Annotated in this window: 10 protein-coding genes; 2 read left to right on the top strand and 8 right to left on the bottom strand. The window is 62.3% G+C overall.

Going from position 1 to position 12,051, the window contains the following annotated elements; genetic code table 11:
* Positions 1-11: 11 nt before the first annotated feature.
* The gene (locus tag FIV42_RS26615) at positions 12-434 is read right to left on the bottom strand and encodes a RidA family protein (RefSeq protein WP_141200629.1); all 423 of its coding nucleotides are present in this window, start codon (positions 432-434) and stop codon (positions 12-14) included.
* Positions 435-688: 254 nt separating this feature from the next.
* On the opposite strand from FIV42_RS26615, the gene FIV42_RS26610 reads away from it, so the two are divergent.
* Positions 689-3,640, top strand: coding sequence for an AAA family ATPase (locus FIV42_RS26610; RefSeq protein WP_141200628.1), 2,952 nt, complete (start codon positions 689-691; stop codon positions 3,638-3,640).
* Here FIV42_RS26610 and FIV42_RS26605 read toward each other — a convergent pair.
* The 7 genes from FIV42_RS26605 to FIV42_RS26575 all read right to left on the bottom strand — a co-directional run bounded on the left by FIV42_RS26605 (position 3,633) and on the right by FIV42_RS26575 (position 11,243).
* Positions 3,633-4,484, bottom strand: coding sequence for a Rossmann-like and DUF2520 domain-containing protein (locus FIV42_RS26605; RefSeq protein WP_141200627.1), 852 nt, complete (start codon positions 4,482-4,484; stop codon positions 3,633-3,635). The genes FIV42_RS26610 and FIV42_RS26605 overlap by 8 nt on opposite strands.
* Positions 4,477-5,055: a nicotinate (nicotinamide) nucleotide adenylyltransferase gene (gene nadD, locus FIV42_RS26600; protein ID WP_168210971.1), complete on the bottom strand. Its 579-nt coding sequence runs from the start codon at positions 5,053-5,055 to the stop codon at positions 4,477-4,479. Before nadD ends, FIV42_RS26605 begins: the two co-directional genes overlap by 8 nt.
* 6 nt (positions 5,056-5,061) lie before the next feature.
* A complete protein-coding gene (locus FIV42_RS26595) occupies positions 5,062-6,246 on the bottom strand; it encodes an exo-beta-N-acetylmuramidase NamZ family protein (protein WP_141200625.1) in 1,185 nt (394 codons plus the stop codon).
* 31 nt (positions 6,247-6,277) lie between these two features.
* A complete protein-coding gene (locus tag FIV42_RS26590) occupies positions 6,278-7,723 on the bottom strand; it encodes a hypothetical protein (protein WP_141200624.1) in 1,446 nt (481 codons plus the stop codon).
* Between the two features lie 127 nt (positions 7,724-7,850).
* Positions 7,851-8,918, bottom strand: coding sequence for a ParA family protein (locus FIV42_RS26585; protein WP_222615327.1), 1,068 nt, complete (start codon positions 8,916-8,918; stop codon positions 7,851-7,853).
* Between the two features lie 184 nt (positions 8,919-9,102).
* The gene (locus tag FIV42_RS26580; RefSeq protein WP_141200623.1) at positions 9,103-10,104 is read right to left on the bottom strand and encodes a manganese catalase family protein; all 1,002 of its coding nucleotides are present in this window, start codon (positions 10,102-10,104) and stop codon (positions 9,103-9,105) included.
* A gap of 179 nt (positions 10,105-10,283) precedes the next feature.
* Positions 10,284-11,243, bottom strand: coding sequence for a lysylphosphatidylglycerol synthase transmembrane domain-containing protein (locus tag FIV42_RS26575; RefSeq protein ID WP_141200622.1), 960 nt, complete (start codon positions 11,241-11,243; stop codon positions 10,284-10,286).
* 266 nt (positions 11,244-11,509) lie between these two features.
* Here FIV42_RS26575 and FIV42_RS26570 point away from each other — a divergent pair, with 266 nt between their 5' ends.
* The gene (locus FIV42_RS26570; RefSeq protein ID WP_141200621.1) at positions 11,510-11,962 is read left to right on the top strand and encodes a hypothetical protein; all 453 of its coding nucleotides are present in this window, start codon (positions 11,510-11,512) and stop codon (positions 11,960-11,962) included.
* The last annotated feature ends 89 nt before the right edge of the window (positions 11,963-12,051 follow it).

The following is a 12,051-nucleotide window of genomic DNA, read 5'->3' as shown; positions in this document are numbered from 1 at the left end:
GGCTACTTTCGTCACTCTTCGGTGTCGTCGCCCTGTTCCTTCTTGGGCTCGGGCACCGCCGCGATCATGTCGATCTCGACGAGCACGTCTTTGGGCAGGCGCGACACTTCGACAGTGGCACGTGCCGGCGGGTTCGAATCGAAGAAACGACCGTAGATATCGTTGACCTTGTCGAAGTCGGTCATGTTCTTCAGATAAATGGTCGTGCGAATGACGTGGCTGAAATCGAGTCCGCGTGCATCGAGCACCGCCGACAGGTTGGCCATGACGCGCGCCGTCTGGGCTTCGACACCGCCGTCGATGATCTCGTCAGTCTCCGGGTCGATGGCGATTTGCCCGGAACAAAACAGCAGTCCATTGAAGCCGACAGCCTGCGAGTAGGGTCCGATGGCTTTGGGCGCTTTGTCGGTCTCGACGATCACTTTCGTGGTCATGATCTTCTCCGCAGCGTTATGGGTTGAAGCTGTACAACTGGGTCAGCGCTCTTGTGCCTCACCTGCGCCATCGGATCAAGGCGTATTTAAGAGGTTCGGCCACGCTCGTTGCTGCCATCTCAGCTTTACGAATTTTCGACGGCTGTGCTACCTTCGGCGAGCCCAAATTTGCTGTCATTATTGCTGCCGATGCTCACCCAAATTGCTCCTTGGAGCATCGGTGTCTCCCGCCGTATTTGGAGGCAAAGACAAGGATGAGTCTACCTCTGAGCCGTGAACTCGGCGATGTTATCGACGAGGCCAACGATATCGCCGATCGCGTCGAGCAGACGCTGTCGTCTGCGCACCTTTTGCTCGCGCTGTTTACCGTGCCCAACCGCGCGGCGGTCTTCTTAGAGGACCGCAACGTCACGGTCGATAAGTTGCTCGAAAAGCTGTCGGGCGCCTCCGACGAGGCGCCGGCGATTCTCGACCGGATCTACCAGCGCGGCGAGCGCATCGCGTCGGGCTCGCGCGCCGAGGCGATGAGCAGCCTGCACCTCTTGGCAGCGCTCGTGCGCGAGTCGTCGAGCCAGGCTGTCGAACTGCTCAAGGACGCCGGCATCAACGTGAGCGCCATTCGCGCCTCGGTGATGAGCTACGCCACTGGCTCGACGCCGCTGCCCCGCCGTTTTCGCACTCTGAGCACCACAACCGCCACGACCACCCGACCGGCGGTGAGCAAGAAGAAGCAGCGGCGAAGCGAAGACGCCCCCAGCCCCATCGGCTTTCACCCGTCGCTGGGCATCGCCGATCCGAGCCGCAGAAAGGCGGCCATCGAACGCAATATCGTCGAGACGACCGAACCGGTGGCCGAGCAAGCCGGCCCCGAGGATTCCGGCTCCTGGCGCACCCCGACGGACGAGCCGCCGCGCCCCCGACAGGCGCGTCGCCTCAAGCCGCGCCGCACCAAGCGCAGCAAGAGCAAACCGGGCAACTCGAAGCCCAGCGAATCCAAGTCCAAGAAGGGCAAGCCGACGAAGCGACCCCAAGCCAAAGCGCCGGACGCGCCTTCGGACGACGTTGACGAAGCGTCGATGACGACGCCGCCCAGCGCGGGTGAAGCGATCGAGGATGCGCGTCAGACCGCTCAGAATCTGGCCGCGAGGCTCTTCAGCAAGAACGACGAGGTGCGCGACGAAGCCGGCCCGGTCAGCGATGAGTTCGCGGCCCCGCAGGGAGCCGTTGCCGACGACTCCGAAGCGAGTGAAGCCGTCGACGAGGCGAGCTCCGACGAACTCCCAGAGGTTCCCGAGGCCGACGGCGCCGCGTCGCTCGCCGAAGAATCTTCGACGGTCGACAACGTGCGCTTCGATGATCCGCTCGAGCCCGACGAGGGGCTGGCTCAGTCGTACGATCTCGACCCGGAGCAGTATCCGAACCTGGTCAAATTTGGCCGCAACCTCACCGCCCAAGCCGCCCGTGGCCAGATCGACCGCGTGGTCGGGCGCGACCGAGAGATCCTCCAACTCATCGACATCCTCGGCAAACGCCGCTCGAATAACCCCGTGCTCGTCGGCGAGGCCGGCGTGGGCAAAACCGCCATTGTCGAAGGTCTGTCGCGCGAGTTCGTCAAGCTCGCCAACGCCGGCAACCGTCTAGGCAAGCGCGCGATCATCGAGCTCGAGCTGGGGCGCATCCTCAGCGGCACGCACCTTCGCGGCTCGTTCTCCGAGCGACTCCTCGGCATCAAAGACGAGGTCGAGCAGGCAGGAGGCGACGTGATCGTCTTTTTGGACGAGCTGCACTCCTGGATGACCGCCGGCGCCGGCGGTGACGGCACCGACGCGGCCGGCGAACTCAAGACCGCCCTGGCCCGCGGCCGCTTTCCGTGCATTGGCGCGACCACCAACGACGAGTTCCGCCAGTTCGTCGAGTCCGATCCGGCGTTCGAGCGCCGCTTCGGCATGGTCTTCGTCGAAGAGCCCGATGTGGCCACCGCGCGTCATATTGCCGGCGGCATCCGCGGCCACTACGAGAAGCACCACGAGGTGCGCTATGCCGACGAGGCTCTCGATGCGGCCGTGCGCCTGAGCCATCGCTACATCTATCAGCGCCGACTGCCCGATAAGGCCATTGGCGTGCTCGACCTGGCCGGCAGCCGCGCCGCGCGCACCGGTCAAAAGCAGGTCGACCGCCCCCTCGTCGCCGAGATTGTCGCCGAAATGGCCGGCATTCCGGTCGAGCGTCTCACACAGACCGACCGCGAGCGCTTCCTGAACATGGAGTCGTACCTCGCCGACGGCATTGTTGGGCACCGGCACATCGTGCAGTCCATTTCGGACGTCATCCGGCGCAATTACGCCGGCTTCCGGGGCCGGCGCCCCATCGGAAGCCTCCTATTTTTGGGCCCGACCGGCGTGGGCAAGACCGAGATGGTCAAGGTTCTCGCCGACTTCTTGTTCCATGACCGCGACGCAGTGGTCCGCCTCGACATGTCCGAGTTCATGGAGGCGCACTCCGTCAGCCGCATGGTCGGAGCGCCTCCCGGGTATGTGGGATACGAGCAAGGCGGCCAACTCACCGAAGCCGTACGCCGCCGCCCGTATCAGATCGTGTTGCTCGACGAGATCGAGAAGGCCCACCCCGACGTGCTCAACATCTTGTTGCAGCTCTTCGACGAGGGTCAGCTGACCGACGGGAGAAGCCGCACCGTCGACTTCTCGAACACGGTCATCGTCATGACGAGCAACCTGGGCGCGGATGTCTTCAGCGAGCAAGCCAAGCGCACCTCACGTGGGCGCATCGGCTTTGGCAAGAGCGACCGCGACGACGAAGCCAACCGCTTGGAGACCACCGACAAAGTGCGTGATGCGGCCCAGAAGCATTTCACGCCCGAGTTGTGGAACCGCATCGACGAAAAGCTCGTCTTTATGCCGCTCACGCGTAAAGAGGTCGCCGGGATCGCGCGCCTGCAGCTCGAAGACAGTCGCGAACGACTGCACGAAGAGAGCGGCATCGATCTGGAATTCGACGACGGCGTCATTGCCCACCTCATCGACAACGGCGGATTCAACCCGGAGTTGGGTGCACGCCCCATGCGCCAGACGATCCAACGTCTGGTCGAGGGAGCCGTGGCTCGATTGATTTTGTCGGGAGAAGTATCGCGTGGGGACACGATGCGCGTGGAGATTCACGGCGACGAAGTCGTCTGCGTGGCTATTTGAGGCGCTTGGCCCTGCCCGTCAGCACCTGATAAATCCGCACCAACTCCTCATCGCCCAGCGCGTCGAGCGCGGCAACGTGGCGGTCGATCGTCTCCTGATCACCGCGCGCTACCGGCCCGCTCAATGCCTGGGCGGTGGTTTGTCGCTCGAGATTCTCGACGCAAGAACGCGCCAGCGGAAGCATCATCGCCCTCGCCTCCTCGCGGCTCATGCCGGCCGCCTCCCCCATCTGAAACGCAGCGTCCATCAACGCCACGAGCAGATTCGCCGTGGTCACCGCGGAGGCGTGGTACAGCGTCTTCTTCGACGAGTCGATCTCGACGGGCTCGACGTCGATCTGGCCCATCAGCCACTTCGCATAGGCGACCGCAGGGGCGTCGCCTTCGACGCTCCAGGCGACGTCCGCGAGCACGTCGACAGCGCGTTGGGAATCGGTGATAGCCTGTAACGGATGGAGGGAGGCGACGGGCGAGGATACGCCGGCCTCGGTCAAAACCCCGGAGCCGAGGCTCCCGGACGTGTGCAACACGAACTGTTCGGGGTGGATCGCAGCGGCAATCTCTCGTGCGGTCTCGCCGATGACCGAGTCGATCACTGTCACCCACACCACGTCGGCGGGCTCGAGCAACTCGTGCGCAACGGTGCCGAGAGGTTCGTGGCGAGCTTGGCCCGGCGCGAGCAATTCCTCGACGCCACGGGCCGCCTCTTCGGTGCGGTTCCACGTCGCGACGACGTCGATGCCCAGCCGTCTGGCCAGCAGCCCCAGGGTCTTGCCGACGCGCCCGGCGCCGATAATGGCCCAGCGCCGTCTGGAAAACTCGGATATGTCCGTCGCCTCAGCCATCGAGGTAGAGCTCGTGCTCGGCGATGTAGTCGATCACATCGCGTGACAACCAGTAGCGAAGGGGCGCGTAATTGCCGTCTCGCAGCGCCTTGCGTGTGTCAGTCGAGCTGATGTCGGGTAAACGAAACTCGGCGCTGTCCGGCTCGGTATTGACCTGGTGGCCCTTGCGGCCGATGACGATCAGGTCGACCATCTCCATGAGGCCTTCCCAGTTCTTCCAGCGATGTGCTTCTTCGAGAATATCGCTGCCGACGATGAGCGAGTAGTCGTGGTCGGGGTGTCGCTCACGCAGCTCGCGCACGGTATCGACGGTGCGGCTCTCGCCGCCCATTTCACGCTCGATCTCCGAAATGCTGACGCCCTCGATGTGATCGAGGGCGAGTCGGCACATCGCCTTGCGGTGCTCGAAAGAGACGAGCGACTTCTCGAAGGCGTGCTGATAGGTGGGGACCCACCATACCTCGTCGAGGCGATGCGTCTGCAGGGCCCACACCGTCGTGAGCGTGTGACAAACGTGCGGCGGGTTGAAGCTCCCGCCATACAGGCCGATTTGCTTGCGCTGGGTGGCCACGGCGATTCACTCGTACAGGAGGCATTTGCGGCGACGCTCGGCGAACTCTTCGACCGCGGGGTCGTGGGTGCGCGCGACCTCGACGGGGTCTTCGCCCGCTTCGAGAGCTTCACGCAACTTCGGATCCCCCAAGAGCAGGTCAATCGCGAGCTGTTCGTCGACGAACTCGTACGCCTCGGTGCGCCAGGCGAACTCGTCGGACTGCTGGAGCATCGCGCTCATGATGGCATAGGAGGTCGTGATGCTCTCGAAGGTCTCGCGGTTGGTCACGTGGATCTGCAGCCCGCTGCACGTGGTGTTGGCATGCTTCTGGAACATCGGGCGGAACGACGCCAGGCGAAAGCGGCACCCCGGGAGGTCGAAACCTCGCAGCTGTTCGCGAAGCTCGACTGCGTCGACCCAGGGAGCTCCGAACAGCTCGAATGGGCGGGTCGTGCCGCGCGCCTCGCTGGCGTTTGTGCCCTCGAGCAGACACTGCCCCGGGTAGACCGTGGCAGTGTCGAGGGTGGGCATATTCGGGCTGGGCATCACCCATGGAAGGCCCGTGTCGTCGTACCACATCTCGCGGTGCCAGCCGCGCATCTCGACCACTTCGAGGTCACACTCCCATCCGCAAAAGCGATTGAAGAAGTGGGCCAGCTCGCCGAGCGTCATGCCATGGCGCACGGCCAGCGGCTGCATGCCCACGAAGGAGCGTGCTTCGTCGCGTACGATATTGCCCTCGACCGCCTCGCCGTTGATCGGGTTGGGACGATCGAGCACCCAAACCTCGACGCCCGCTTTGCCGCAGGCTTCCATCATCAAGCCGACGGTGTAGGCGTAGGTGTAGTACCGTGCGCCGATGTCTTGGATATCCGCCAAGACGATGTCGAGATCGGCGAGCTGGTCCTGGGTTGGGCGCAGGCTGTCGTAGGTCGAGCCGTAGAGGCTGACAGTGGGAATCCCCGAGATGGGGTCGCTGCTCTCTTCGACCGCCTCCATGTCCTGGGCTTCGGCGCGCACACCGTGCTCGGGTCCGAAGAGGCGCACGAGCTCGACGCCGCGCTTCTGCAGGGCGTCGATGGCGTGCTCGAGAGTGCTGGTGACGCTCGTGGGGTTGGCGAGGAGGCCCACCCGCGCGCCAGAGAGCGCCTCGAGGCGCTTCTGGTCGGCGAGCAGGCGGTCGAGACCGGTCTGAACGCGAGGTTGCAAGAGTTCGTTTCCCGTTTGGGTTCGTACCGACTCAGGTGGTGCCGTCGGTGGGATCGTCGTCTTTCTTGGAGCCGCCACCCATGCCGGGCATCTGCACACCGGTGACCTTGGCGGGTCCACCGCTCGAGCCGCCGCTGTCGCCGATGAGTTCGCCCCAGCCCTCGAGCTTCTCAGCGTCGTCGGGCATCGGCTTACCCTGAAGGTAGGCACTCATCAAGTTGAGGCCCTGGACGATGCTGGTGAAAATGGGGTGTTCGTCGCGGAGTTCGAAGACGTAGTCCTTGTTGCCCGCCAGAATCTCGCCGATGCCCTGCTCGATGGTCTCGGCCGGCTTGACGAATTTCTGGATAAAGAAGAGCAACGCGATGAGGCCCACCAGCAAGATGGCGCCCCCCAGAAGCCAGATGTTGGTCATGGCCAACCCGACGGGCTTGGTGGCGTACTGCAGGCTGCTGAGCACAATGAACCCGGACTTGTTAGCTTTGTCGGGCTGCTCGAATTCACCGGTAAAGTAGCGAACGACCCCGACGTACGGCTCGCCGTCAACTTCGAGCTCGAGGAGCTGCTCGGGGTTGTCACTTTCGAGAATTTTGGCGTCTTTGAACGCCGATTGCTTCAGCGAGTCTTCCTGCGGGGTCGAAAATGTCGAGCCGACGATGCGCTCGCCGTGGAAAAACGCCACGGCCGGAGCCGCTTCGAGGTCGGCGCGGTCGACGGTGTCGATGTCGTCACCCTTGGTGGTGATACCCGCCATGAGGCGCTGGGTGCGCTTGGCCACGCCGTCGCCGATGGGGTTACCAGTCACGACCACACCGGCGGCCGGCTTCGACGGGTCCGGGCGAATGGGAACGATGGCGACGCGGTAGAAGTTCGCGTCGTCCGACTCGCTCCAAGACCAGGTCCACATGGTGGTCTTGGTCTCGTTGTCTTTGATAGCTTCCAGGATAATCGGGTACTTCTCGGCGACGTTATCGCCGTACCACTTGTAGTTATCCTTGCCCAAAGCCGCCACGCCCTTGCCGTTCTGGTCGATGATCAGAAACAGGTCGGGGAGCGCCGGGCGGCGCTCGTAAAGGCCAAGGTTCAGATTACGCTTCCCCGAGCTGGTCTTGGCGACGTCCTGCAGTCGAATCTTGTCGACGGTCAGCGGCTCGTCGTACACGGCCAAGTGTCGCACGTCGACCGCGTTGTTGGCCTGCGGGTACTTGGCCTCGAGTTGTTCGAGAAACTGCGGATCTTCCTCGAGGAGCATACGCCGATACAACTGCTTGTCGACGGCCGTAAACTCGGCTTTTTCGATAAGCGCGAACTCGTCGAGACGCATCGACTGCTCCTCGATGGTCGCGGCGCGTCGAACAGCAATTTCGGCATCCTGCTCGAATGAGCTGGCAATACTGCCAGTCATGATCAAGTAAACGCCGCCCAACAAAAGCGACGTCAGAATGACGAAAGTCAGCGTAATCTTTGCTCGGAACATCTATTTACGTCCTCCTGGCCGATTTAAGCACGTCTGGTGACGGCCTTCTCGGGCTCAGTCATGCGGGAGCGCTAGCCGTTCGCCGATGTTATCCCGTAAGGGATACCTCGTCAATTCTGACCGGCTTTCAAGCGGTTGCTTGCAGTCGCCGCTCTTGTTGCTTGACCAGCCACTTGACCAGACGTCGGTAATCGGTGGCGCCACGGCTCTCGGGGGCATATTCAAAGATGGTCTGCTCCTCGCTGGGCGCCTCTTTGAGGCGGGTATTGACGCGCACCGGCGGCAGCACCTTGTCGTGAAAGTGGCCCTTGAGGGTTTTGACCGCCTCGTCGCTGATGTTGTTGCGCATGTCGTAGAAGGTCGGCAGGATCCCCAAGATGCTGATGGGGTGCATCAACACACGGTTGATATTCTTGAGGGTCTTCATGACCTGCTTGACGCCGACGAGACTCAGGAAGTCACAGGCCACCGGCACGATCAGGTGTTCGGCGAAGGTCAGCGCATTCATATTGAGCAGCGACAGGCTCGGGCCGCAATCGAGCAGCACGAAGTCGTAGTCTTGCTGCTGGTCGAGCAGGCGCTTTCGAAGCAGCTTGTCGCGCCCGTCGTCGAGGCGGGCCAAAAAGATCTCGGCCGAGGCGAGGGTGTCGTCAGCCGGCAGGATGTCGAGGTTGGGCCGCGCCGAGACGATGCATTCGTCGAGCGAAGCCTCCTCAACAAGGACGTGATAGAGCGTTTTTTTGCCGCCGACCCCGAGGCTGACTCCCACGTGGCCCTGACTATCGACGTCGATAATCAGCACCCGGTAGCCTGCCTCCGCGAGTCCGGCGCCGACATTGACGGTGGTGGTCGTCTTGCCCGTGCCGCCCTTCTGGTTGAGCACGGCGATGCGCATGGCCCCTTCGTCATTTTTGACGGCTCTGCGCCGGTAGTCGGAGACCGACGGCTTCCGACACTCCATGCTGCAGTAGTAGACGGTCTTGCCGTTCTGAGTGGCCTGCTGGAAAGCGTACTTGGGTTCGAAGCTCTTCGAGCAAGCCGAGCACTCCACTTCACCGCGTTCGGCGGTGTTGTCCTGGCGGCACTTCTGGCTGCAGAAGTACTCGACTCCGTTGTTCGTGCGCTCGATCTGGTAGCGAAACTTGACCAAAAACTGCTTATCGCAGACCGAGCACTCCTTGAGCGCCGTAGCCATCGATTGACTCTCCGTGTCCTGAAAACTGCAACTGCGGGCCTGCCGGGTGTGGGCAGGCGCACGGGTGAGGTTCGGCCCGCCCAAGTTAGTGAAGCATAAGCGTTTCGGTCAAGCCTCGACCGCAGCAACTCGCACCGAGGCGAATTGCTGCGGTCATCGATGCACACGGCGCCGGCCAACCGCCTCAGGAGGGCCGCTGGCGCGGCTTGTCGCGGTCGCCAGACGGCGAGCCGGGTTGGGACGCACGCGAAGCGCTGTAGTCAGACCAGTTTTTGCCCTTCTTCGACATACTTTGCTTGATCTCTTGGCTGCGCTGCTTGCTCAACTCTTGGCTCTTCTTTTTGGCCTCTTTGGACGATTTCTTGTCGCCCCCGGCCTTGGCGCTCTTTTGCCCCTGTGAGCTGACGACTTGATTGACCGGATCTTCGATGTATTCCCACTGCTCACCGTTCTGCCAGGGGCCTTGGCCCTGGTTCCACGGCCCACGCACGTCTTCGCCGTTCGACATATTGAAGTACTTGTGGGTAAAGCGCGGGTCTCCCTGCAGTACCCCGGGAGGGAAGTTGGGCTGAATATCTTCGAGGGCTGCCTGAAATTGCTTGAAGTGCGCAATTTCGCGAGTCATCAAAAAGCCCAGTGTGTCTTTGACACCGGGGTCGTCGGTAAACTGCATGAGGTATTCGTAGACGATCTTCGCCCGTGATTCGGCCGCAATATTCGAGCGAAGGTCGACCGTCGGGTCACCGTTGGCGGTCACGTAGTTGGCCGTCCACGGGTTGCCCTGGCTGTCCGACAGTTTGGGGCCGCCGCCACTGAGTGACAAGAACTGCGGGTCCATGACCGCCTCATGGATGAACTGCTCCTTCTTGGCGTTGTCGTTCATGATGTCGACCCACTCGACATTGTTGGCGGCGTCCTTGAGCTCGCCGTTGATCCCATCGAGCAGCATCGTAATCGTCGCCCCGACAATCTCGAGGTGGCTGAGCTCCTCGGTGGCGATGTCCATGAGCAGGTCGTATTTCTCGGGGTACGGCTTCCTGCAGCTAAAGGCCTGCACGAAATATTGCATGGCAGCCTTGAGCTCACCGTTACCGCCGCCGAATTGCTCGAGCAGGAGGCTGGCAAAACGCGGATCGGGCTCTTCGACGTGAACATCGAACTGCAGTTCCTTGACGTGGCAAAACATGGAGGTCTCCCTTGGGTGTCGATCTGGAGGATTTCGTGACGCTCTTTCGCCCATGCACAAGGACTGCGCGACGATCCCAAGACGGAGTGGCGAGTCGCAAACGGACACACATACAAAGAAGCGATGCTGCAGATGTGCCAGTCCGGGACCCGCCGAAGGTCAGAACGAGGTCGGTGACGTCAAGAATCGAGTGATTCAGGCTCCGGCTCTCGAGCGCGAAACCAAATCAGCGCCACGAATCCGACGACGACGCCAAACCAGAGTGTGGCGAAACGTATCAGGTAAGTAGCGGCTGCCGCGCTGGACTGCTCGGCGAAGACGGCCATGACCATCAACACCCCGATCATGCTGCCTTCGGTCACCCCGAGGCCGCCCGGGAGAAAGCTGACCGCGCCCAAGATGGTGGTCATCGAGAAGACAAAGGCAGCCAGTTCGATACCTGCGTGCTGAGCGCCGAGCGCGTCGAGGATCAGATAAAAGGCCAACGCCTCCATCGACCAGCCGATCACGCTGATCAGGGTGGTCCACGACAACAGCTTCCACCCCAGAAGTCGGCGCGTCGACGCGTAGGCATCTTCGAGCTTGGGGCGCAAACCGCCGACCAGCGGAAGCTTCTCACACAGGTCGAGCAGAGCGCCGACTAGCGAGGGACGGTTCAGCACGAGGATGAGGGCGAGGACCAGCCCCAGGCTGACGCCGAACGCCCATCGGCCGTAGTCGAAGGTCGTGATGCCGATGCCGGCGATGACAAAGAGCCCGAGCAAATCGGTGATGCGCTCGGCGAGAACCACAGGTGCCGTCTTGGCCACCGGCAGCCCGTGGCGCTCCTTGAGCAGCAAGCTCTTGAGCACCTCGCCGACCTTTCCGGGCGTGACCGACATGACCATGCCCGCCAAAAAGATATTGAGGCTCGAGCCGGCCGGAATGCGAAACCCCAACCGGCCCAGATAGGCGTGCCACTTGAGGAAGCGAAACCCGTAGTTGAGCACCGACAGCCCCAGGGCTGCCGCCATGACAGCAAGCGGAAAGGTGGCCAAGTGGTCGAGAAGCTCGCTCACATCGCTAAACAGTGCGATGCCGGCGTAGACGACCGCGCCCAAGATGACGCCCCACACAATACGTTTTTCGAGCTTGCCCACGTGTCATCCCACTTTATTGGACGGCGCGGTTATTGGACGGCGCGTCGTGGCGACGCTCCACACGTTGCGCCGACTGGGGAATTTTGCGCAACTTGGCGGCTTCGGATACCATGCACCGCATATCTTGTCACTTAACCTACACCGGTCGTCTGATGATGCGAAACCGACTGACAAACCGCTCCTTTCTTTCCATCTGTGTTGCCCTTGCCGCCACCGTCGCCCTTTCCTCTTCGTGCGCGTACAACTACGCAGCCGAAGAAGGAAAGGTGGTCGTCGAGAAAGAACCGGAGGCCAAGGCACAGGTCGTCGAGTTCAAAGAATCCCCGCAAACCGACGGGACGACTCAGCAACACTCGCAGGTGGTGCGCAGCACCAGTGAGCCCGCCCAAGCCGAGCCGTCCTCGCCGTGCGGCGTCGACACCTTTACCATCACACGCTATTCTCCCGAGGGACGCGTGGCCAAGACCATCGACTGTGTCGAGCGCCGAGTCGTCAACGTCAAGCGCGAGCCGATGGGCCACTCTCAACTCGTCGAGGCGCGCCAAGCAGGCCTCCCCGAAGGCAACTGGTATCTGCTGGTCGACCCCAAGGGGCTGCGCGCCAAATACTTGAGCAACGCAGAGCTCATCAAAATCTCGAAGCAGTTCGACGTCGAATATGTCGGCAAGGACCGGCAACGCAACCTGGCGATCTACGAGTACCGCGACGTGGTGCGTTAAATGAGCCGCCCGTGGCGCGCGGGTGCCAATTGACACTCGCGCGCCCTCGAAACTAAGGTGTGGACCAACGACTTTCCGACAGCATCTTC

It is taken from the genome of Persicimonas caeni (genome assembly GCF_006517175.1).
Lineage (GTDB): Bacteria > Myxococcota_A > Bradymonadia > Bradymonadales > Bradymonadaceae > Persicimonas > Persicimonas caeni.
Note: the sequence above shows the minus strand (reverse complement) of the source record. Positions and strands in the feature narration are given on the sequence as shown.

What these genes read in the sequence shown, in the direction of transcription:
- FIV42_RS26615 (WP_141200629.1), bottom strand. Translation starts at nt 434, where the DNA reads ATGACCACGAAAGTGATCGTCGAGACCGACAAAGCGCCCAAAGCCATC.
- FIV42_RS26610 (WP_141200628.1), top strand. Translation starts at nt 689, where the DNA reads ATGAGTCTACCTCTGAGCCGTGAACTCGGCGATGTTATCGACGAGGCC.
- FIV42_RS26605 (WP_141200627.1), bottom strand. Translation starts at nt 4,484, where the DNA reads ATGGCTGAGGCGACGGACATATCCGAGTTTTCCAGACGGCGCTGGGCC.
- FIV42_RS26590 (WP_141200624.1), bottom strand. Translation starts at nt 7,723, where the DNA reads ATGTTCCGAGCAAAGATTACGCTGACTTTCGTCATTCTGACGTCGCTT.
- FIV42_RS26585 (WP_222615327.1), bottom strand. Translation starts at nt 8,918, where the DNA reads ATGGCTACGGCGCTCAAGGAGTGCTCGGTCTGCGATAAGCAGTTTTTG.
- FIV42_RS26580 (WP_141200623.1), bottom strand. Translation starts at nt 10,104, where the DNA reads ATGTTTTGCCACGTCAAGGAACTGCAGTTCGATGTTCACGTCGAAGAG.